This window comes from Mesorhizobium sp. CNPSo 4684 (assembly GCF_057784315.1).
In genome coordinates this window covers 112,696-134,211 of record NZ_JBWLUX010000012.1, presented here as the reverse complement: position 1 = coordinate 134,211, position 21,516 = coordinate 112,696, and the positions used below count along the sequence as shown (strand labels likewise).

Annotated in this window: 21 protein-coding genes and 1 pseudogene; 9 read left to right on the top strand and 13 right to left on the bottom strand. The window is 60.6% G+C overall.

Annotated elements, in window-relative coordinates; all coding sequences use genetic code 11:
• Positions 1 to 3: 3 nt before the first annotated feature.
• The 7 genes from groEL to AC04SG_RS13130 all read right to left on the bottom strand — a co-directional run bounded on the left by groEL (position 4) and on the right by AC04SG_RS13130 (position 7,891).
• Complete coding sequence (gene groEL / locus AC04SG_RS13160) at positions 4 to 1,635, bottom strand: chaperonin GroEL (RefSeq protein ID WP_488551374.1); 1,632 nt, start codon at positions 1,633 to 1,635, stop codon at positions 4 to 6.
• A gap of 77 nt (positions 1,636 to 1,712) precedes the next feature.
• A complete protein-coding gene (locus AC04SG_RS13155) occupies positions 1,713 to 2,510 on the bottom strand; it encodes an iron-sulfur cluster assembly protein (RefSeq protein WP_488551373.1) in 798 nt (265 codons plus the stop codon).
• 5 nt (positions 2,511 to 2,515) lie between these two features.
• Positions 2,516 to 3,538, bottom strand: a complete 1,023-nt coding sequence (locus AC04SG_RS13150) for an amidohydrolase family protein (protein ID WP_477334929.1) — start codon at positions 3,536 to 3,538, stop codon at positions 2,516 to 2,518.
• A 71-nt stretch (positions 3,539 to 3,609) separates the two neighbouring features.
• The gene (locus tag AC04SG_RS13145) at positions 3,610 to 3,981 is read right to left on the bottom strand and encodes an MmoB/DmpM family protein (protein WP_096455128.1); all 372 of its coding nucleotides are present in this window, start codon (positions 3,979 to 3,981) and stop codon (positions 3,610 to 3,612) included.
• 17 nt (positions 3,982 to 3,998) lie between these two features.
• The gene (locus tag AC04SG_RS13140) at positions 3,999 to 5,057 is read right to left on the bottom strand and encodes an aromatic/alkene monooxygenase hydroxylase subunit beta (protein WP_112566239.1); all 1,059 of its coding nucleotides are present in this window, start codon (positions 5,055 to 5,057) and stop codon (positions 3,999 to 4,001) included.
• Positions 5,058 to 5,104: 47 nt separating this feature from the next.
• Positions 5,105 to 6,166 carry an NADH:ubiquinone reductase (Na(+)-transporting) subunit F gene (locus tag AC04SG_RS13135; protein WP_192259858.1) on the bottom strand — a complete coding sequence of 354 codons (1,062 nt, stop codon included), beginning with the start codon at positions 6,164 to 6,166 and terminating at the stop codon, positions 5,105 to 5,107.
• 51 nt (positions 6,167 to 6,217) lie between these two features.
• On the bottom strand, positions 6,218 to 7,891 hold the full coding sequence (locus AC04SG_RS13130) for an aromatic/alkene/methane monooxygenase hydroxylase/oxygenase subunit alpha (RefSeq protein ID WP_488551372.1): 1,674 nt from the start codon (positions 7,889 to 7,891) through the stop codon (positions 6,218 to 6,220).
• Positions 7,892 to 8,447: 556 nt separating this feature from the next.
• On the opposite strand from AC04SG_RS13130, the gene AC04SG_RS13125 reads away from it, so the two are divergent.
• From AC04SG_RS13125 to AC04SG_RS13110, 4 genes are read left to right on the top strand one after another with little or no spacing between them, the layout of a single operon-like run.
• Complete coding sequence (locus AC04SG_RS13125) at positions 8,448 to 8,921, top strand: hypothetical protein (protein WP_488551371.1); 474 nt, start codon at positions 8,448 to 8,450, stop codon at positions 8,919 to 8,921.
• Positions 8,918 to 9,241, top strand: coding sequence for a hypothetical protein (locus tag AC04SG_RS13120; protein ID WP_488551370.1), 324 nt, complete (start codon positions 8,918 to 8,920; stop codon positions 9,239 to 9,241). The genes AC04SG_RS13125 and AC04SG_RS13120 overlap by 4 nt, the downstream gene beginning before the upstream one ends.
• 13 nt (positions 9,242 to 9,254) lie before the next feature.
• On the top strand, positions 9,255 to 10,382 hold the full coding sequence (locus tag AC04SG_RS13115; protein ID WP_488551369.1) for a WD40 repeat domain-containing protein: 1,128 nt from the start codon (positions 9,255 to 9,257) through the stop codon (positions 10,380 to 10,382).
• Between the two features lie 33 nt (positions 10,383 to 10,415).
• Positions 10,416 to 10,589, top strand: coding sequence for a hypothetical protein (locus AC04SG_RS13110; RefSeq protein ID WP_488551368.1), 174 nt, complete (start codon positions 10,416 to 10,418; stop codon positions 10,587 to 10,589).
• On the opposite strand, the gene AC04SG_RS13105 is transcribed toward AC04SG_RS13110, so the two are convergent.
• Positions 10,586 to 10,711, bottom strand: coding sequence for a hypothetical protein (locus tag AC04SG_RS13105; RefSeq protein ID WP_488551367.1), 126 nt, complete (start codon positions 10,709 to 10,711; stop codon positions 10,586 to 10,588). The two genes, AC04SG_RS13110 and AC04SG_RS13105, sit on opposite strands and share 4 nt — an antisense overlap.
• Positions 10,712 to 10,727: 16 nt before the next feature.
• Complete coding sequence (locus AC04SG_RS13100; RefSeq protein ID WP_488551366.1) at positions 10,728 to 11,624, bottom strand: LysR family transcriptional regulator; 897 nt, start codon at positions 11,622 to 11,624, stop codon at positions 10,728 to 10,730.
• Between the two features lie 228 nt (positions 11,625 to 11,852).
• Between AC04SG_RS13100 and AC04SG_RS13095 the strand changes: the two genes are divergently transcribed.
• From AC04SG_RS13095 to AC04SG_RS13075, 5 genes and pseudogenes are all read left to right on the top strand, one after another.
• On the top strand, positions 11,853 to 12,587 hold the full coding sequence (locus tag AC04SG_RS13095) for an SDR family NAD(P)-dependent oxidoreductase (protein ID WP_488551365.1): 735 nt from the start codon (positions 11,853 to 11,855) through the stop codon (positions 12,585 to 12,587).
• Positions 12,588 to 12,654: 67 nt separating this feature from the next.
• On the top strand, positions 12,655 to 13,407 hold the full coding sequence (locus AC04SG_RS13090; RefSeq protein WP_488551364.1) for an SDR family NAD(P)-dependent oxidoreductase: 753 nt from the start codon (positions 12,655 to 12,657) through the stop codon (positions 13,405 to 13,407).
• Between the two features lie 92 nt (positions 13,408 to 13,499).
• A complete protein-coding gene (locus AC04SG_RS13085; protein WP_488551363.1) occupies positions 13,500 to 14,099 on the top strand; it encodes an NADPH-dependent F420 reductase in 600 nt (199 codons plus the stop codon).
• A gap of 225 nt (positions 14,100 to 14,324) precedes the next feature.
• Positions 14,325 to 14,957 (top strand): class I SAM-dependent methyltransferase, encoded by a 633-nt coding sequence (locus AC04SG_RS13080; protein WP_488551362.1) that lies wholly within the window; start codon positions 14,325 to 14,327, stop codon positions 14,955 to 14,957.
• A gap of 170 nt (positions 14,958 to 15,127) precedes the next feature.
• Positions 15,128 to 15,257 (top strand): annotated as a pseudogene (locus AC04SG_RS13075) (NADP oxidoreductase coenzyme); the annotation flags it as partial.
• A gap of 123 nt (positions 15,258 to 15,380) precedes the next feature.
• On the opposite strand, the gene AC04SG_RS13070 reads toward AC04SG_RS13075, so the two are convergent.
• The 4 genes from AC04SG_RS13070 to AC04SG_RS13055 form a co-directional block, all read right to left on the bottom strand.
• Positions 15,381 to 16,352 (bottom strand): acetylxylan esterase, encoded by a 972-nt coding sequence (locus AC04SG_RS13070; RefSeq protein WP_488551361.1) that lies wholly within the window; start codon positions 16,350 to 16,352, stop codon positions 15,381 to 15,383.
• A gap of 214 nt (positions 16,353 to 16,566) precedes the next feature.
• The gene (locus AC04SG_RS13065) at positions 16,567 to 17,664 is read right to left on the bottom strand and encodes a polyamine ABC transporter substrate-binding protein (RefSeq protein WP_488551514.1); all 1,098 of its coding nucleotides are present in this window, start codon (positions 17,662 to 17,664) and stop codon (positions 16,567 to 16,569) included.
• Positions 17,665 to 17,869: 205 nt separating this feature from the next.
• Positions 17,870 to 20,245: an aminotransferase class III-fold pyridoxal phosphate-dependent enzyme gene (locus tag AC04SG_RS13060; RefSeq protein ID WP_488551360.1), complete on the bottom strand. Its 2,376-nt coding sequence runs from the start codon at positions 20,243 to 20,245 to the stop codon at positions 17,870 to 17,872.
• A gap of 175 nt (positions 20,246 to 20,420) precedes the next feature.
• Positions 20,421 to 21,389 (bottom strand): LysR family transcriptional regulator, encoded by a 969-nt coding sequence (locus AC04SG_RS13055; RefSeq protein ID WP_488551359.1) that lies wholly within the window; start codon positions 21,387 to 21,389, stop codon positions 20,421 to 20,423.
• Between the last annotated feature and the right edge of the window lie 127 nt (positions 21,390 to 21,516).

The following is a 21,516-nucleotide window of genomic DNA, read 5'->3' as shown; positions in this document are numbered from 1 at the left end:
GCTTCAGGCGCGGCCTAGTTTTTCAGAGCCGCCGCCACGCGCCGGCCCGGCCGTCGGATCCTCATCCTCGGCAAGATCGCCAATCAGCGTTTCGGTGGTCAGGATAAGCGTCGCCACCGAGGCTGCATTGGCAAGCGCGGTGTAGGTGACGCGGACCGGATCGATGATCCCTGCCTCGAACATGTTCTGGTACGCGCCGGTCGACGCGTTGTAGCCGTAGCCGCCATTGATGCGGGTGACCTCGACCACCACCGCTTCCGGATCAGCACCGGCATTGGCGGCGATACGCCAGAGCGGCCGCGACAGCACCGAGCGCACCAGGCGCACGCCCTCGGCGACATCGCCGTCGACACCGGCCGCCACCTTGTCGAGCAGCGGCGCGATCTGGGCGAGCGCCGAACCGCCGCCGGCGACGACGCCCTCCTCGGACGCGGCACGCACCGCATTCAGCGAATCTTCTATCAGCTGGATGGTGCGTTTCTGCTCCACCGGCGTGACGCCGCCGGCATAGAGGATCGCGGTGCCGCCGGAGAGCTTGGCCAGGCGTTCGCGCAGCTTGTCCTGATCGATGTTGGGCTGCGAGGCTTCGTACTGCCGTTGCACCTGCGCGCGACGCGAGGCGATTGCGGCATGGTCGCCGCCACCACGAATGATCGAGGTGTAGGACGAACTGGTCTTCACCCGGTCGGCCGTACCGAGATCATCCGCGGTGATATCCTCGAGCCGGCCGCCGAGATCGCGCGCGATCACCTTGCCGCCGGTGATGATGGCCAGATCCTCCATCATCGCCTTGCGCCAATGGCCATATTCCGGCGGATGGACGACGAGGTATTTTCCAGGTCCCTGCTTGCCGAGCAGCGTCACCACCACTTCCGGCGACATCTCCTCGGACACGATCAGCAGCGGCCGGCCATCCTCGTCGGCGATGCGGCGAACCGCATCGAGCTGCCCGGGCTCCTTGATCTTGAGATCGGTCATCAGGATGTAAGGCCGTTCGAGCACAGCCTCCATCTTCTCCTGGTCGGTCACCATGTGATGCGAGAGATAGCCGCGTTCGAAGGACATGCCTTCGACGACATCGAGCGTGGTCTCGGTGGTGACGCTGAAGTCGGTGGTGATGACGCCTTCGGCGCCTACCCGCTGATGTGCCTCAGCCACCAGCGCGCCAAGCTTCGTGTTGGTCGCCGCGATGTTGGCGACCGACGCCAGGATGCCGTTGCCCTTGGCGGGCTTCGCCGAAGCCTTGAGCGCTGCCACCACCGCCGCCACGGCAAGGTCGATGCCCTTGCACAGGTCAACGGATTTCACCCCGCGCTCATTCGCCTCGACGCCACCCTGGATCAGAGCGTTGGCGAGCACGATGGCGGTCGTGGTGCCGTCGCCCGCGATCTCGTTAGTCTGCATCGAGACTTCGCGAACGACTTGCGCGCCCATGTTTTCGAAACGGTCGTGCAGCTCGATCTCGGAGGCGATGCTGACACCGTCACGGGTCACCATCGGTGTGCCGATCGGCCGGTCGATCATGGCGTTCATGCCTTTGGGGCCTAGCGTCGGCTCGACGGCGGCGGCGAGCCGGAAGACGCCGCGGGCGAGAGCACGGCGGGCGTCGGAATTGTGAAGCATTATCTTGGGCATGATTCCTCCTTCCGCCTTACGGGCGGGTTGTTGGTTGGGGGCCTCGTGCGAGGGAGGCCGTTGCTGTCAGTTCTGCTTCAGGCGGTCGGCGCGGTTCGCGCCGGCACGCGATCCAGAATGAAATCCACCAGCGTCGGTTCGCCGTCGATCACATCCAGTTCCTTGTATCTGCTCTGCTTGAGCCCCCGGCACAGCGCGCCGTTGAACTCCATGTTGATGCGCACACCGCGCAGTTCGGCGAGGTGGGCGCTGAGTGCGCCGTGCGGGATACGCTGCCCTTCCCAGGTCACGAAGACAGGATCATCCACCCGGCGATCGGGAAACCGCTCGAGCAGGGCCGCCCGGTATCGCGGCTTCTGTTTGGCTGCCTCGCCCGGTGCGAACCGCGCGACGTCATAGGCCGGCAGGTCCATCCCAAGGATTTCGCGATCGGTCAGACCGTGCGCCTTGAGGCCGCGCAGGACTGCCTCCTGGCGCCGCTTGAATGCCTTCATTGCGAAGGTTTCGCGCAAGGCGCCGAGATCCTGATCCTCGGCAAGCACGGCGAAAATGTCGCCGAAGGTCTTGCCTTCCGCCATGCCGCGATTGACCTCGTCCGCGAATATGTGGTCGTGCAGCTTGACGCGATAGGCCGGCGCCCAGGAGAGCTGGTCGAGCGCCTTGCGCACGCCGTCCAGCATCAGGAACGCGAAGTTGGGCGAGCACCAGTAGGTCGGCAGACGGAAATCTATCTCCACGCTGCCATCGCCTGTCACATCAGCCCGTTCGACGAAACCCATCTCAGTGATGGGTTCGTCGAGTTCCGGGTCGTTGACCTCACCAAGGCGCCGCCAGAGTTCCTTCTGGCAGTCGCCGGAAACGCTGGCGGTTGCCATGGCTCCTACTCCGCCGCGATGCTGAAGGGCGAACTGGCGAGCGCCTTCTTCTTGGCTTCGACGTCGATGTTGTAGAGACGCGCGGCGTTGAGGCCGAGAATCTTCTCCTTGATCTCGTCGGTCAGCTGCACGCCGCGTTCGGCGGCAATGTCCTCAGGGATCTGGTAGGCCCAGAATTTCTCGACCAGCCAGCGCGGCGTCCAGATCGCGTAGTCGGAACCGAACAGGATCTTCTCCGGTCCGAGCCAGAACAACAGCTCTGCGATGACCTCGCCGAAATAGCGCGGCCGCGCGTGGATGAAGGGCAGCGCCACCGCCAGCCCGCCATAGACATTGGTTTCCTGCGTCGCGATCCAGCAGAAATCGTCGAGACGCGGCAGGCCGCAATGCTCGACAATCCAATTGAGGTTTTGGAAATCCGTCGCAGCGTGGTCGACGTCATGAACGTCGAAAGCATCCTTGCTAAGCGGGATGATCGTCGGGCCCTTGTGAACGTGGATGTTCTTGATGCCTAGCTTGTCGCAGAGTTCGAAGCATTTGTACGCATCGGGATCGGTGAGCTTCCAACCCTTGGAGGCGCCGTTCCATTCGGCCGTGTACATCTTCACGCCCTTGACGTTGTAGGTCTCCTTGAGGAAGTGGATGTATTCCAGCGCCTTCTCGCCGTCGCGCGGGTCGAAGGCACCGTTAACGATGAAACGCTCGGGATAGCGCTTGGCAACCTCGGCGTTGCGCTCGATCGTGTTGAAGCCGTTCTTGTAGAAATCCTTGAGGTAGGTCGACTGGACGATCGCCACATCGTCGGGCCCGTCGATGAACAGGTCGCGATAGAGATCGTCGGCGCTGTATTTCTCGAACTTGCTTTTCTCCCACAGCTGTTCCTTCGGGCTCAAGCCCGTGTGATAGGCATAGAAGCATTCGATGAACTGCTTGCCGTGGATGTTCTTCTGGTTTTCCGGGCTGCCGTCCCAGAAATGGGTGTGGCCGTCGACCACGAAAATGTCCTTGCCTTCCGGTGTTCTGTACATGGTTGCCTCCGCAGCAATCGCATTGATCGGTTCGGCGCGCCGCACCCGCGGCGCGCCAGTTTCCTTGGCGGCTATTCGATGTATTCGAACATCTCATCCATGTTGCCGAACAGGATCACGGTGTTGTCGTCGACGCGGACCATGCGGCCGTAATGCGTGGAGGTGTTGACCTCGAAGGTCTCGGCCGAAATCTCGCGGCCGAGATATTCGCCGATCGCGTCCATCTTGAAGATCAGCTTGCCGTCGCCGTCGATGCGGATCAGCGCCGGCTGGTAGGTGATGGTGACACCGGGCTTCTGGCCCATGAATTCGGCGATGGCGCGAGCCTCGACCGAGTCGTTCATGGTAACGCCGCACTGATGCGAGATCGTCTGCTCGAAGGTGATGTCCTTCATCGCCTTGAAGATGTTGGAATGCGTTGCGTCGCGTGCTGCTAGTGACATGACGATTTCTCCCTGTTTCAGCGCTTGAGGCCGAGTTCGCCGAGGATCTGGCCAATCCGTTCCTCGGATTTGGCGCGGACATCCACGAACGCGACCGGCTTGGAATGCGGCATCGACCAGATCGGCTGCAGGCCGGTGGCTGCCTTGTCGGCGAGCGCGCCGTGTTTCTTGACCCAGCCCTGGAAGAGCTTCCTGTTCGCCGCGCCGTACTTCTCGTCGTTGGCGAGCATGTGGATGAGGTCGATCGTGTTGGCGAGGTTGCGCTCGTAGTCGGCCTCGGCGGCCGAGATCACCGCCGGCGTGATGAAGTCGTGGTTGGCGGCGGCGATCTGCATCAGGAAGCCTGAGCGGAACACCTCGCCCACCAGCGGCTCGAAGACGATGTTGATGGCGAAATACTGCTCGAGATAATCGGTCGCGCCCATGATGGTTTCGACCGCTTCGCGCGTGCCTTGCCAGTTCTTGTCGTCGAGCCAGGCCTTCTTGCCGAGCTCATCGTCCCAGTCGGGAAGGTCCATACCGATCTCGGCAAGGTAAAGCGTGATGTCCTGGGCAAGCCTGAGCTTGTAGGAAGAGTTGGTCAGCGTCGCGTTGTTGATCATCTGGGTGTAGCCGTAACGCTGCGCCTGCATCAGCGAGGTGCCCAGCCCGAATTCGGCATGTTTCCAGGCGCCGAGCTGCGTCTGCAGGATCTTGACCCAGGCCTTGTCGAAGGTTTTTGGCGCGCCCGACTTGCGGGCGTTATTGATGACGCTCTGCACCATCGTCTCGATCTTCGACTGGCGCTGGTAATGCGTGCGCTCCCATTCCTGGTCGGGGGCGCGGAAGGCATGCCAGTTGGAGCTCTGGGCGGCGGTGTTCTGCTTGACGTAGGCGCCCTTGCCGTCGGCGAAGGAGATGATCCAGTTCTGGATCAGGTAGCGTTCCGGATCGGGCTGCACGTCGACCGTCATGTCCTCATAGTGGGTGGCACGCTGACCTTTCGGCTCGAAATACCTGTATTTCCGGCTGTCGGAGTCGGCGAAGATCGCAGCACCGGCGGCTCCGGATCCGACTGAACTCGAGGTTGCAGGCATAGTCTCTCTCCCTTGTTGCAGTTGTGGTGGCTTGCGCGTTGCCGCCCTCAATGGGCCGGCGTTGCACCTGCCGATGTGGTGAACTTGTCGAAGAAGATCCGCTCCGTTTCGAAGCCGTTCATGAACAGCACCGGCTGCAGCGCATCGATCATCGGCGGCGGGCCACAGGCATGGACATCGCCCTGCCCGTCGACCGCGAGTTGCTTGAGCATGGCGTCGACGCTCTGGTGAACGAAGCCGCGTTCGCCCTGCCATTCGGCGTCGTCATTGGCGTGCGACAGCACGGGAATGAAGGTGACGTCGGAATGATTGCCGACCAGCTCGGCGATCCTGTCGAGGTAGAACAGGTCGTTGCGGGTCCGGGCGCCGTAGAAGAAATACACCGGACGTTTCTCACCGCTCTTCAAATGGTCGTTGAGGATCGACCAGATCGGCGACATGCCCGATCCGGCGCCGACCAGGATCAGGGGTCCTTGCCGTTCGTCGCGGCGGAAACAGGTTCCGTACGGTCCGACGACTGTGACTTCGGCTCCGGCCCTGATGCCTCCGGAATCGAGTTCTCCCGAGAACTTTCCTTCAGGGTATTTTTTGATGATGAAGGAGAGTTTTTGGGTTTGGTCCGGCGTATTTGCCATGGAGAACGAGCGCGTAATCGTCTCCCCTTTTTGCGTGGTAACCGTGATGTCGACATATTGCCCCGCCCAAAACTTCATCGGCGAGCCGAGTTCGATCTCGATGCCGCGAATGTCGTGGGTCAGGTGCTCGATGCGAGCAATCCGGCCCTTGTAGGTTTTCACGGCGATCGCTTTCGCCAGAATCTCCTCGTCGTAGTTGAGGAGCTCGACTTCCAGGTCGGAGTAGGCGATGCAACGGCACAACAGGACGTGGCCGCTTTCCTTCTCCATGTCGTTCAGTGCGAAGGTCGAGTATTTCAGCATGTCGACTTCGCCTTCGAGCAACACGCTTTTGCAGGCCGAGCATTGCCCCTCCTTGCAGCCGTGCGGCAGGGCGATGCCCTGGCGAAAGGCAGCGTTGAGCACCGTTTCGCCGTTCTCGACCTCGAATTCGACGCCGACCGGACTGAGCCTGACCGTGTGGGTTTCCGACATACGGACCTCCAGTGAAAGGAAGGGGCGGGACGAACCCCCCCCTTGGCCTGATCAGTTGCAGGGATTGATCGTGAAGCCGGCCCGGTACTCCGCCAGGTGCTTCTCACGGTCCGCGGGCGACATGGCACGCAGCGCGTTGAGCGGCGATCCGAGCGTGTTGCCGCGCACATCGTCCAGCGTCCACATCTCCTTGTCGTCGAAGCGCAGATGCGGCTGCGGAACCAGCGTCTTGCCGTCGGAGCGGACGAAGTTCAGGTCCTTGATGGCATCAGCCAGATCCCAGCCGTCATAGAGCGTCTCCCACTCGCGCTTGCCGCTGAAGCGGCCCATCGCGGGTGTCGGACGGCCCTGATACTCGTCGGCGAAGGCGACTGTTGCGGTCCAGCGGTCGAGTTCATGGGCGAAGGTGTAGAGTTCGCCGTTGATCTCGCCGACCACCATGTCCTCGCGGATCAGGCAGGGAACGAGGCACGACCAGCAGCGGTGCGGATAGACGTAGCCGACATCGCTGTTGAACAGCAGCACCTTCTCGCCCTTGTGGCTGAGCTTGGCGTACCATTTCCAGAACTCGCCGAACTCGGCGTACCAACCTGGATATTTGTGCTCGAACCACTCGAAGTCCTTGTCGGTCTGGGCATCGATGCGCCAGAAATTAACCGGCCAGCCAACCGCGAAGAACTGCCCGACCTTGTGGACGTAATTCTTCTTGGTGATGCGTTCCCACGCTGCCTGGACGTCATCGTGATGGACCTTGATGCCGTATTTCTCGAGCGGCAGCATGTAGGTGCGGTAGTAGTCCTCATAGATCCAGCGGTGCCACATTTCCGCGTAGGACTCCTTGTTCTTGTCGCGGTTGGTGGTGCCGTATTCGATGAAGGTGCCGATGGCCGCATCGACGATGGCGTGGTTCTGCCAGAAGGCGTAGCGCAGGTCGCGCTCGAGCAAGAGATGGTTCTCCGGCTCCTTGAGCGCCGCCATCAGCAGCGAGTGGCCGTTGCCGATGTGCCGGCTTTCGTCGGATTGCACCGACAGGAAGACGGTCGGCAGCGCGTAGTCGCCGTTACGGGCGGCTTCCGAAGGCATGGCGACGAACAGCGTGTTGGTGAACGCGGTCTCGGCGACCACGGTCAGGTACATGCAGGCGGCGGTCATCGTGTCGCCGGTGATGAAACCTTCCGCGAACTGCCGGCCAATGGTGGTGGCGTAGCATTTTCCGAAGGCTTCCTCGGTGATGTCGAAGCCGGCCGGATCGATGTAGTTCTCCATGTACCATTTTTTCAGATTCATCTGGATCGTCGAGTGGCGGAACTCGTCGATCATCTGCATCGTGAAGCCGGTCCGCAGTTCCTCGCCGGGCGCGATGCGGGCGACCATCGCCATCGAGCGGGCAGCCGAGATTTCCGGGAACGGAATGATGGCCAGGAAGAGCTTCATCCACTCGACCCAGCGCGGCTCGACATTGCGGAACATGTCGCCGCGCAAGGCCGCATCGAGCGCGCCGTAGACACGGTTGTCCTTTTCTTCCTGCATGGGGAAGTAGGACCGCAAAACCTGCTTCATCGGGTCGCGCGGCGTCTTGTTGATCTTGTAGTCGGTCGGAAACGTCATCGCTTCCTGGACGTAGGAAGGATTCCAGCCGAGATCGGCGATCTTCTTGGTCGCCTCGCCGACGGAGATTCCGCGTTGCGAGGTAATCTTGTTGAGCGTCAGAGACGTCATGGTCATAAGCCTCCACCAGGTTTGAGCCGCAGGTCCCTTGACCCCGGCATGAAGCGGCAAAGCACCGCCAGTGAGAGTGCGAGCGGCATGACAATGCGTTGCGCGTCGAGGCGCGACCCGGGGTCCGGCCGTTCAAGTGGATCGGGGCAAAGGTTTCGAGGCGTCTGGCAGGGATCCGCGGCGCGCCAACCGCATGTGCGATGGGCGTATCGAAGCGGGTCTGCTTCCTCCGTTCCTTCGTTCTTTTGGCACCGCGTCAGGCGCGATGGGCTTCTTATGGAAATGAACAAAGCAAGCGCCGTGCCAGTTCTAAAATAGCGCTCACGTCCGGCATTCAAAACAAGATCGTTGCCTTTTCGGCAGGCGATCCGGCACCCAACTGTAACGTTCTTTTACAGTTGTAACTCACGCCTGTAATATTTAACATTTATTCGCAAGTGCAGCATATCTAGTTAGCATCCGCAGCAAATAATGAAATTCATATTATCTGTTTAACTCTTCGTCTTTCCAGACTATTTGAAAAACGACGACCCATGGGCCGACCTGGCGCTGGAGAAAGACCATGCCGAACGACAAGGACGCAAGCGAGCCGACCGGACCAATGTCCAGCCATGCCGATGGCGTTGCTGGCGATCTCGTCAAGCTGATGCCCCGCGATCTGGTGTTCGTCATGCGCTTCATGGGCGAGAGCCAGCACCGCCTGCAGAGCCATTTCCAGGACTTCATCCGCGCCGAGCTCGCCGCCGGCGGCGTCACCACGGAGACGCATCCGATGATCCATCTGTTCATCGAAAGCCATGCCATCCTGCTGCGCGACTTCGTGTTTTCCGGCGTTTCACTGACGCGTCAGTTCCGCGTCGACGAGATCGAGCGACTGACCGGCGATACGACATCGATGATCCGTGTCGACATCTGGGACCAGCTCAAGAATCACATCGACACGGCCGAAAAGCAGTTCCAGTCGCAGGCCGGCACATTGCCCAAATTGCTGTCGGCTTTTGAAAAATCGCCTGGGCCTTCGGGGAGCGAAAAATGACCAAAGGATCCGAAACGGCCAGGCGTGACGCGCTGCTTGCTCGCCGGCTCGATCTCGTCGCCAGCGTCTCTGCCCTCACGGCGGAAGCACTGCGGCTCAACCAGAAGCGCGCCGGTATCGAAATGGACGTACTGCGGCTGGAGCTGGAAATCGGCAGGAGCGGCGCCGATGCGCAACTGGTGCGGGACTTGCATGAGGCTGAGCAGAGCGCGACGGCAATCGTGCAGGCATGCGCGGCTTGCGAAGATCGCATCGTCGCGGTCGAAGGTGACATCGAGGAGCTTGATCGCCGGCTTGCCGCAACGGCGAACAAGAACTGACGGGAGAGAGAACATGAACCAGCAGACGATGCAGAGCCTGACCTTGTTCGACCTCCTGGCCCGCAGCTGGCAGCGACCGTCGGCGATCGCCGATCTGCGCTTCAGCAGCGACGGTTCGGCTGTCGCTTTCATCTCGGTGGACGGAACCGTCGCTGTTGCCGCGGTCGCCGATCACGAGCCGCCGGAATCGCGGCTGAGGGTGAGCCACGATCTCGGCCAGACGACGATCCGCCCCAGGGAGAAGCCACCCGTGCCGCTCATCGCCACGCCGGCATTCGGAGATGGCGATGTTCCGATCGTCGCCCATACGCATTCCGGCTTTCTGGTCGGAGCGGCCAGCGGCGAAGTGCTGGGCCTAACCGCCGGCGGTGAAATCGGGGCCCCTCTGGTAAAGATCGATGGACCGATCGTGGCCATCGACTACAGCACAAGGGCGGACAGGACAGCCGTCAGCAATGGGCATGATGTCTTCCTCGCGCGCGGCCACAGCGGCGCGATGCGACTGGGACGCGGTGAACCATCGTCGACAGGGGCCCTCGCCTTCTCGCCGGGCGGGCGGCGCCTGGCCTGCGGCGTTGGTGAAGGGCTGTCGATCTGGGCGGTCGAGGGCGATGCAGCCTTGATGCACGATATCTCCCTTCCAGCGCACCCGGTGTCGATCCGCTGGAGCGGCGACGGCACATGGGTGGCCTGCGGGCTCGAAACAGGCGGCTTTGCCCTGGTCAGTCTGGCCGATGGCCGAGCGGACATCGTTGCGGGATTTCCATCGCCGGTGCGGACAATGTGCTGGAGCCAACCGGCTAATGCGCTGTTTGCCTCGGGCGCCTCCCGCATCGCCGGCTGGTCGATGACCGCCCCGCCGGTTGGCGGCGACACCTCCGGCGCGCTGGAGACTGGCCGCGCAGGGCTGGTTCTTGTCGAGGCGGTGGCGGCACACCCGGAAAAGAAGCTGATTGCGGCGGGCTATGCCAACGGCCGCATCATAGTCGCTCAGACCGGCGGCCGGGACGAGCTCCTCGTCAGGCCGCTGGGCAGCGCGGTCACCGCGCTTGCCTGGTCCGGCGACGGACGACACCTGGCGGTGGGCGCCGTCGACGGTACCGCCGCGATCGTCACCTTTCCCGCGCAGATGTTCAAATAACGGACGCAGTCCGATATGAAACAGGAGGATGAAATGCAGACCGAACTCACAGCCGAGGACAAGAGCAAGGACGAATTTTTCGAACGGCTCGCCGAGCTTTCGGAAGAGATGGTGGCCAAGCACGGCAAGGATTTCAGCATGGGCGCGCTGGTACTTGCCGCCCGCTGGATCGCTGAAAATCGCGTTGGCAAGCTGAAGGCCAACTAGATCGACGAGACGATCCGTTCCTCGAGCGACCCGGCGATCTTGTGGTGCAGGATCGTATGCCTGGACGGCGGCATCGGCGGTAGAGGTCGACCGGCGTCCGACCGGATTACGGCAAGCGCCATCGGCGACTGCCGCGCGTCAGTCGCGCGATACGGACAGTCCCGTGAGAAGCGGCGCGTACGCGGCGAGCCTGCGGGATACGAACTCGGTGAAGAGCCTCACGCGCTTCGTCTTGCGCGTCTCACCCTGTGTGAGAAGCCAAACCGTTCCGTACATGTGCAGGTCGGTACCCGGCACCCTCACCAGCAAGGGGTCGGCATCTCCGATGAAGCACGGCAGTGTCGTCATCCCGACCCCTTGCCGTACAGCAGCGATCTGCGCCTCGCCGTCCGTGGTCCTGAACGGAACCCCCGTGGTGCGAACCTCACCCTCGCTGGCCCAATCCGGAATTCCATGAATGCTTATGACGATCCACCGGATGGGATCAGGCGCGCCCGCACGCCATGCGGCCAGTCGATCCCTAGATATGTAGACGCCGCCGAACAGCTCCGGTCCCTTCAGGCCGTGAAGATTGAGCGGCAGGGTTTTGCGGTCGTAGACGACGCGGATCGCCACGTCGGCCTCTCGGTTGGTCAGATTTGCCAGTTCGCCGGACGACAGGATTTCCATCTCGATGTCGCGATGCAGACGCGCGAAATCGGCGAAGTCCGGCATGAGCAGGTGTGTCGCGAGTGTCGGTGCCAGCGTCACCCGCAGAAGTCCGCGTACGCTCTGGTCGCGCCCGAAGACGCGCGTCTCCAGCTGGTGCGACGACGCTTCCATCTGGTTCGCGAGCTCGAGGACCTCCTCGCCCGCGGCGGTCAGGCGGTAGCCCGAAGGCAGCTTTTCGAACATCTGCGCCCCAAGGCGTTCCTCGAGCTGGGCGATGCGTCGCAGCACGGTTGAATGATTCACCCCAAGGTGCGCGGCGGCAGCCCGCACCGAGCCTCCGCGCGCGGCGGCAAGAAAGTAACGAACGTCATCCCAGTCGATCATGGTGCATTCCTGCGCCGCGCAGTGCGGTTTGCAAAGCCCATTCTAACACGCTCAGCCGTAGTTCGCGCGGTCGTCGCGGCATTCAATCATCTAGCTGGATCGTTTTCGCACCACCGATATGCGCGATTGCGCACTCACCGCCCGACTTCGGCAAACCCATCTTGAGGCTCTCGCGGGACTTTCCCGTACAGCCAAAGACACGAGACGGCGAAACGAAGGATGCATGACATGAACAGACTGAATGGCAAGACCGCCGTCATCACCGGCGGCGCCACCGGCATCGGCCGCGCCGCGGCAAAGCGCTTCATCGAGGAGGGCGCCTTCGTCTTCATCTTTGGCCGCCGGCAGGAAGCGCTTGACGCCGCTGTGGCCGACCTAGGGCCCAATGCCCGCGCGGTGAAGGGCTCGGTCTCCGATCTGACCGACCTCGACCGACTCTACGCGGCGGTGAAGGCCGAGCGCGGAACCCTCGACATCGTCTTCGCCAATGCCGGGGCCGGCGGCCCGCTTCCACTCGGCCAGATCACCGCCGAGCACATTGACGAAACCTTCGACACCAATGTGAAGGGTACGATCTTCACGGTCCAGAAGGCGCTGCCGCTGATGGGCCCGGGCGGTTCGATCATCCTGACCGGGTCGAGCGCCGGCACCACGGGCGCTCCGGGGTTCACCGCCTACAGCGCGAGCAAGGCGGCAGTGCGCAACCTCGCGCGGACCTGGGCGGAAGACCTGAAGGGCACCGGCATCCGGGTCAACGTGCTGTCCCCCGGGGCGACGGCGACCGAACTCGCGAAGGAGGCGTTGGGCGAGGAAGGCCAGAAGGCCTACGGCGCGATGACTCCGCTCCAGCGCATGGCCGATCCGGCGGAGATCGGCGCCGTGGCCGCCTTTCTCGCATCGTCGGACAGCAGCTTCATGACCGCCAGCGAAGTCGCCGTCGACGGCGGCCTAGCACAACTCTGACCCGATGCGGGACCACGCTTCTCAAACTTTACGAAAAACCAAAACACACGACCAAAGGTGAAAAATTATGAAGAAACTCGAAGGTAAGGTTGCAGTCATCACAGGCGGAAGCAGCGGGATTGGCTTGGCGACGGCCAAGCGCTTTGTAGAAGAAGGTGCACACGTCGTAATCACCGGGCGACGAGAGAAAGAGCTGAAGGAGGCCGCAGCCTTCATCAAGAGTAATATTACGACGGTCGCGGGCGACGTGTCACGCTTGGAAGATCTGGACCGGCTCTGTGCCATCGTGAAAGAGAAACATGGTCACATCGACGTTCTCTTCGCGAACGCTGGCGCGGGGACAATCGCACCGCTCGCAGCAGCTACTGAGGCCCACTTCGATCAGACCTTCGACGTGAACGTGAAGGGGCTGTTCTTCACGGTGCAGAAGGCCCTTCCCCTCTTCAAAGACGGCGGTTCGATTATTCTGAATTCTTCGGTTTCGAACGTGTTGGGGTTGCCGGGGTTTAGCGCATACGCCGCGAGTAAGGCAGCAGTGCGCAACTTCTCGCGCGCTTGGACTCTAGAGCTGAAAGACCGCAAAATCCGAGTGAATACGATGAGCCCCGGAGCAATCGAGACTCCCGCGTTGGAGACGACAACGGGCCTTACCCCTGAGCAAGCCGAGCAAGCGGTCGCCCAGTTTGCTTCACAGATCCCAATGGGTCGCAGGGGCAAACCAGAGGAAATCGCGGCTGCTGTCACGTTCCTCGCCTCCGATGAAAGTTCTTACGTCACCGGTGTGGATCTCGCCGTTGATGGCGGCATGGCGCAGGTCTGACCCCGGCACGGTCCCGTGGCTGGCCCTTCAGCCCCGCCAGTAGCGACCCCGCTTCTCAAACGTTAGTTCCAACACAAGATAGGAGAAACACTATGAGCTTTGCGATTATCGGCTTCGGCAATATCGGCAAGGCCCTGGCAAAGGCGTTTGCACGCAGGGACATCGAAGTGTCCGTGGCAACCACGCGCGATCCGGAAAGCTTTGCATCCGACGCGGCCGCGATCGGACCCACGGTCATCCCCAAAACACTGGCGGAAGCGGTCAAGGCGGACATCATCTTTTTGGCGGTCCGTTTCGAAGCGCACCCAGGGGTCGCGAAGGCGCTCGCCACATGGCAGGGGAAGACCATCGTCGATGTGACCAATGCCTACGGAGTGCCTCCTGAGAAACTGGGGGAACAGCCTTCTTCCAAGTTCGTTGCACAGGCATTCTCTGGTGCAAAACTGGTCAAGGGCTTCAACCATCTGGTCGCTGCCGTCCTTGACCAGGATCCGGCCGTGCATGGTGGCAGGAGGGTTGTGTTCCTGGCGAGCGACGATGACGGCGCCGCGGCGGAGATTGGTGTGCTTGCGGAAAAGCTCGGTTTCGCGCCGATCAAACTTGGCGGGCTTTCGGAAGGCGGATTGCTGGTCCAGGCGCGCGGAAATAGCTGGGGTCAACTGATCTTCAAGGACCTGGTCAAGTTCGACTGATGAACACGACATGCCCACCGGCAGGGCACGATGTACGGATCGGATCAACCACGATCCGTGAATACGTCGACACGCAAGCACTGGCGCGCGCGCAGATGGGCGCGGCCGGCCTGGATAGCGCTGGCCATCTTCGGCCATCGGTCGGGGGTAGTCGGTAGATCAGCCGAAAATCGCCCCATTGTAGGCCGCGCGCTCGTCTAATGCCCAACCGTAAAGGAGATTCCGATGTACGACCAATCCAAGGTATCCGAGTTGATCCGGTTCGCACGTGTAGATGCGGGCTCCACTGTCATTGACGTCTACCCAGGCGACGGCGATTGGACACGCCTGTTCTCCGACGTCGTGGGCCCCGGAGGTCGGGTCTACAGTTTCGTGCCGGCCGAAGTCGCCGACTTCAAGAACGATCCGGTTGGCCGCATCCAGACGCTCTCGAAGGAGCCGGGCCGAGAGAATGTCGAAGCCGTTTCGGCGGATCTCGTGGCGATGCCGGAGGTCACGCAGCCAGCAGATGTGCTGTGGCTGCACCTGTTTTACCATGATCTTCACACCGCCCTAATCCAGAAGAAGGGTGCGACGGCGGCCGACTTCAATCGAGCCGTCTACGAGCGGCTGAAGCCCGGTGGGTCCTACGTCATCGTCGACCACGCCGCCGCCGCTGGGTCGGGCACGAGCGACACCCAGGCGCTGCATCGGATCGACCCTGCCTCTGTTCGCGAGGAGGTGGAGGCGGCCGGCTTCGTACTGGATGCGAAAAGCATCATACTCGCGAACAGGGACGACCCGCACTCGATCAAGGTGTTCGATCCCTCGATCAAGGGCCAGACCGATCGTTTCGCCTATCGGTTCGTGAAGCCCTGACAGGTTCCCGGCGCCGACTTCATGTCGACCTCCCCAATGGGTGCAAACAAGCCCAGCGAAGACATCGAGGCAACCCTGCTTGCCGCCACGAAGTCGGCTTTGGATGAGCTCGGCTGGTAGGCCCATGCGACAAGTGGCAACGAAGGCCGCTGAAGCTTTATTTTGGAGTTCCCCTTGAGGAGCTGGACGGCCTCCCCTTCTCCAGCCTTCGTTGCGAAGTCGCTCACCGGCGCCAAGTTCGTCAAAGGCTTCAATCGCCTGATTGCGGCCACACTGGCTGCCGAAACATCGCACGCCGGGGTGCTGCTTGCAGGGATGGAAGTGCGTGGAGCAAGATGGCGGCTGATAACCGGTTGGAGCCCGGTCTCCCAGGCAAGGATAGGCGCCCTGTGAAGGTGAAACGCCCAGTGCTGGGCCGCTCACTCAGTCGACACCAAACAGCGCGCCGAGCCACGCCATCTGTTCGCGCTCCTGGTAGCCTTGCCCGCCTTCATGGTTGTTGAATTCGTATTCTACGATGACCTTTTCCCCCGCGTAGGCATTGAACGCGCCATAGACTGTAGAGGGCGGGCAGACTTCGTCCATCAGGGCCACCGAAAACAGCGCTGTCGCCTTGGACTGCCGGGCGAAGTTGACGCAATCGAAATAGCTAAGCGTTTCAAAAACTTTCGCCTTCTTTTCGCGATGCTGCGCCAAAAAACGAACGATTTCCAAATAGGGATCGCGCACGGCAGTCTGCACAGCGCGCGGAAAGTCGCATAGAAAGGGCACGTCAGGCATTACGGCCTTGACACGCGGATCGATGCCGCCAACCGCCAGCGAAATACCGCCACCCTGACTGTCACCGCAAACCGCAATACGTTCGGGATCGACGAAGTCCAGCCCCACGAGTGCATCTATCGCCCGCACACTATCGGTGAGCAGCCGCCGGTAATAGTAGTCATTCTTATTCAGAACGCCACGCGTCATAAAACCAGGAATGGACGAGGTCGAGCCGACCGGATCCGCGGTCTCACCGACGCTCCAGTCGCTTCCCTGTCCACGTGTATCCATTCGGAAATAGGCAAAACCTGACGCCGCCCAATGCAGCTGCTCATGCGCCAAGCCGCGGCCGCCGCCATAGCCTATATACTGCACGACGAGGGGCAGCCGCCCCTTGCGATGCGTCGGCAAGATTAGCCATCCTTTGATCGGATGACCGCCAAATCCCGGAAACGTGACGTCGAAGGACTGGACCACCTTGAGCGTCGTCTGCGCCTGCACGATACCGACCTCGCCGCCGGCCTGGCGGGCCTCGGCGATGGTCGACGTCCAGAACTGGGCAAAGTCCCCCGGCATGGTGACACTGCTGACATACGCGCCCAGTTCGGGCTGGATCAGATCCGGGAACGCCATTGTTCCTCCAGTTCAATTAGAAGCAAAGTCGGCGATTGATATAAATGGCTCTGCATTTGGTCCGCGCAGGGTTTAAATCTATCTTACCGGCCCAAGATATTTGGCCTTGTCCGCTCTGCCATTTTTCTGTCGCATGGCTAGCACTCGGCGGCAGACCTTCACCCGAGGCGCCACTCGAAAAAAATGGGGCGGTGGCCGCCCCATCCATGTTTCTCTAGCTGCCCGTCTTGATCTGGGTCCAGAGGCGGTTGAGTACGCGCTGCTCCTTGGACCCGTAGGGAGAAATCGTGAAAAGCTTCTTGAGCGTCTCCTCTGTCGGATAAACCGACGGGTTCTTCAACACTGCTTCGTCGATGAACTTCTGCGAGGCGAGATTGCCGTTGGCTGTTTGGACATAGTTGGTTGCCTTGGCAATGACTTCCGGCCGCATCAGGTAGTTGATGAAGGCGTGCGCCTCATCGACATGCTTGGCGTCGGCAGGGATCGCCAGGTTATCGAACCACATATAGGTGCCTTCCTTAGGGATTAAGTATTCAACATTAATTCCGTTGTTGGCTTCTTTGGCGCGGTTCTTGGCCTGCAGCACGTCACCCGACCAGCCGATGCTGATGCATTTGTCGCCATTGGCCAGATCGTTGATGTAGGAAGAGGAGTTGAAGGTACGGACATAGGGCCGGATTTTCGTGTAGATGTCACCGCCGGCTTCGAGATCCTCTTTCTTCTTGCTGTCGCCGTCCTTGCCGAGATAGTTCATGGCAATGGCTACTGTCTCCTCGGGCGCATCGACAATATTGATGCCGCAGCCGTTTAGTTTGGCCGCATTCTCCGGCTTGAAGAGCACGTCCCAGCTGTCGATCGGCACGTTGCCGAGCACGGCTTTCACCTTGTCGACATTATAGCCGATGCCGGTAGTGCCCCACATATAGTTGACGGCATATTGGTTGCCCGGGTCATACTTGGCCAGGCGCGCCATCACGTCGGGCCACATGTTCTTGAGGTTCGGCAGCTTGGACTTGTCGAGCTTCTGGAATACGCCGGCCTCAATCTGGCGGGCCAGGAACGGTCCGGTGGGAACCACCACGTCATAGCCGGACCCGCCGGCAAGCAGCTTGGTCTCAAGAATTTCATTCGAATCAAAGGTGTCATAGACGACCTTGATGCCGGTCTCCTTCGTGAAATCCTCAAGAATGGAACTGTCGATATAATCAGACCAGTTGTAGACGTTGACGACCTTTTCCTGCGCCAACGAGATGCCTGCAGAACAAAGGGCAGCTGTCATCGTGACAACCAGTCCGAATAGCTGTTTCTTCATGAAGATTCCTCCTGTTTGGTTCAGCCTGCCATTCCGCCGGCAGGCCAGGTGTTCCACTCTCGAGGTCAAGGCGAGCATTGGTGACCTGCCGATCGTTCCCGATTGTCCGAGGGCCAGCTTGACACCAGTCACCAATCTTCTTCCTTGCGCAGGAAAAGCAGGCCATCAGCCCAAGAGATCGTTCCAGCTGAGTCCCTGGCAGGGTTCATTGCTGGCTTCCCAAGCTGCCCTCAAAAGCGCTGACGAAAATATCGACCTCGTTTCCCGACCAGATCAGTGGCGGACGGAGCTTGAGGGTGTTGGGTGTCCCTTTGCCGACCAGGATGTTTCGGGCAAGCATGTCTTCGACAAGGCGACCAGTTTGCTGAATTGCCGGCTCTTTGGTGAGGCGGTCGGTCACCAGTTCGACGCCGGTCATCATCCCACGGCCGCGTATGTCGCCGATGATTTCGTACCGTTCCGCCAGGCGGCGCAGTTCATGCCGCAGATATTCGCCTGTCTCAGCGCCCCGCCCGACCAGGCTTTCTCGCTCAATGACATCCAGCACGGCCATGCCGGCCGCGCATGCCACGGTATTGCCGCCGAAGGTGCTGAACAGAAGCGGATATGTGCCATTGAGAAACCGCTTCATGAGGGCCGAGCTGAGAATAACAACGCCGAGAGGGTGGCCGTTTCCGACCGGTTTGCCCATCGTTATGAAGTCGACATTGTGGTCCTTTAGCCCATTTGCCCTGAACCCCCAGAATGTTCCCATGCGGCCGCAGCCGGCCTGTACCTCGTCCGCAATGACGAAGCCGCCCGCGGAGCGAACCTTCTCCGCAACCAGATTGAAATAGTTTTCCGGCGCCCGCAGCACCCCGCTCGAACATAAGGCAGTGTCGACCATAAATGCCGCCGGCCTGTGGCCTCTTTCGCTCAAGGTGGCTATCGCCCGGTCGGCGTCGGCAGCGTATTTTGCCGCTGCTTGCGGGTCGTTGGCGAAAGGCCCCCTGTACATATCCGGGGCCATCAAGGTTTCAATTCGCTTGGGCTGCTCTTCCGCAGGAAGATGACGCCAGCTTTCGTTGGAGAGCGCCGTCGTGAGCTCGGTGCATCCGTGGTAAGCTTGGTCAATTATCAAACCGCCGTCGTGTCTACTGAGCGACATGGCTATCTGCATCGCCAGGTCGTTGGCTTCGCTGCCCGAGTTGACGAAGATGCAGGTGTCGAGGTGATCAGGCAGGTCGGCGGTCAGGCGCGCTGCGTACTCGACCGCCACGTCGCACATGTACCGCGTATTGGTGTTTAGCGCGCTGGCCTGGCGGTAGATCGCTTTCGCCACGTGCGGATGGCAATGCCCAATCTGAGGGACATTGTTGTAAACATCCAGATAGGCGGTGCCATCGGCGGCATACATCCAGGCCCCGGCAGCGCGCGTGACGTGCAGCGGCTTGTTGTAGAAATGCCATATCGGCCCCAGGTGAGCTTCGCGCTCACGCCTGAGCGCGTCATAGTCATCTGCGAGACGCTCGCGATCGTTGCTCGTAGCGCCATACACCGGAAACCGGCATGCCTGACGAAGCCGCCGGACCGCCTGTGCGCGACCTTGACGGCTCAGCAACTCCATCATTCGAGGGTAGTGGCTGGCGTCTTCGATATGGCGGATGCCAGATTCATCCGTGGCTTCTCTCGCTTCCACGATGACAGTGGCCATCGCGAGACGCAGGAGCATCGCATCGAAGATGAGATCAATCTCATTTTCTTCGAGTGGGTATGTTGAATCGAAGCCTGATGTCACGTCGCAAAGGTAAGCGATCGGATCGTCATCATTTTTTGAGAATGTTTCGGAGGCAGTGACAATGTCCGCGACAATCGAATTGTAGCCCATATCGCCGAAGTCGATGATACCCACCGGTAAGGTACTATTCCGGGGATCGACCAGGATGTTGCCGCCATGCGAATCCTGATGCACGACTTGCCGCCGCGTCTTCGACAATTGGGGAAGGGTAAAGCGTTCGGCGCGCTCGAAGATTTCGTTGCACAATTGCCGAAGCCCGGCATCGGAGATCTTTGCTATTTGTGGGCGCAAAGCCAGGGCACGTGAAATGTCCCAGAGGTGCACATTGCTGTCCGCGTATGGATGAAAAAAATCGCGCAGCGCGTAGGCAAGCCGTCCTACCATTGCGCCTATGTTGAACCGGGTGCCGGCGGAAAAGGCTTCCTCAACCTGCTCCATGACCTTCCCAGGAAGGAAAGTAAGCACACGCACAATATGCCGGGAGCCGCGCTCGTCCTCGATCCATTCATAGGCGGCGCCCGCGAGGGAGGGAACAACACGAGGTACCGGAAGGTCCGGATCGCGCTCGAAGATATGGTTCAGGGCTTTGACCTGCATATCCACGACGCCTTCAGGCTCACTTACATTCGATATCTTGACGACGACGTCGCGACCATCGGTGCGCCCGATCCGCCAGGATAGATCGCGCTCGGAAGCCAGTTGCCCGTATGTCCCCTCGAGCCCGTAGCGGGTCGCGACGACGCGCCTTGTCGCTTCCAGCGAAAAACTGGGAAGGTTGCGAAGCAGCAGAGCGTCTGTGCTCATTCCATACCCTGAAGCCAAAGATCAAAACGCTCGACGCGGCGGCCGAATCGCTGCTGCACATTTGGCAGGGAAGTCCGCAGATGGCATTTTTGCCCTGCGCATCGCCAGCCGTGCTAGAGGCTAGACCTCTGCTGGCGTGGGAAGAATATCATTCAGAGAACCGATACATTGGTTTTTACAAATGCATCCGGTGTGCCTTGATGATCGTGTCGCGGACACAGGCGACGTTGGCAGCCTGTTCGCCTGCGCGCGTGGCGACCTCGATGTCGGCGAAATAGGCCTCATCGGCAATGGGAAGTCGGCGCAGACGCCCCTGCTGTTCGAACAAGCTCGCAAAATGGATCGGCAGGACCCCGAGGTAGGCGCCCGACAGAACCATCAAAAGCTGCGCCTCAATGTCAAAGGTTACGCGGTTTGCGGATGAGTTGTCGAAGCGGGGGCGCCGAATACCATACCAATAACCTCTGTGTACCCAGGGATGGCCGTAGCATTCCGCACTCGTAATCGTCTCGTCTTTTCGGTGAAACAACGGATGCGCCGATCCGCAAAACACCGCATGCTCTTCTCGGTAGATGATTTGGTATTTGACGCTTGCGACTTTGATGTCAGAACCACCAATTCCAATGTCTATGTCGTTTTCGGCCACCGCCTTTGTTATATCGTTGGGTCGCATGATCTTGAGATTTAACTCGATTTCCGGTGCGGTTGCGGAAAGCTCGGCAATTGCGTCAGAAATCCGTAAATTTTGGTCGGTCGCCATGCAGTCGACAATACCGACGCCGACCTTTCCCGCCAAAGCGCTTCTGAGGCACGAAAGCCGGGCCGAGTTGGCGTCCAGCATCCCGGCGATTTCCGTGCTGATTTCGTAAACCCGGCGCCCCTCCTCCGTGAGCGAAAACCCGCGACGCCCTCGTTCACACAATTTCACGCCAAGCCGCTGTTCAAGCGCGGTAAGATGGTTGGAGACCGTGGGCTGGCTAAGCGACAGTTCCATCTGCGCTGCAGACATGCCGCCGTTGCGGGCCACGCTTTCAAAGACACGAAAAAGATGGAGATCGGACCCCGATATCTTCATGAAAGCAGATTGCACCAAATGCATCGGATGGCAAATTAGAGGAGACGTCCGCGACTGATGCATCATCATCCGGTCGGCACCGCAAGCCAGCAAATCGATCGCATGTCGAATACTGCCAACGAGCCCGCCAGGCGCGTCCGGATAGGTGCACTGCCGACCGGTCTCCGCTCAAGAATGCCTCATTATCGGGTATTGA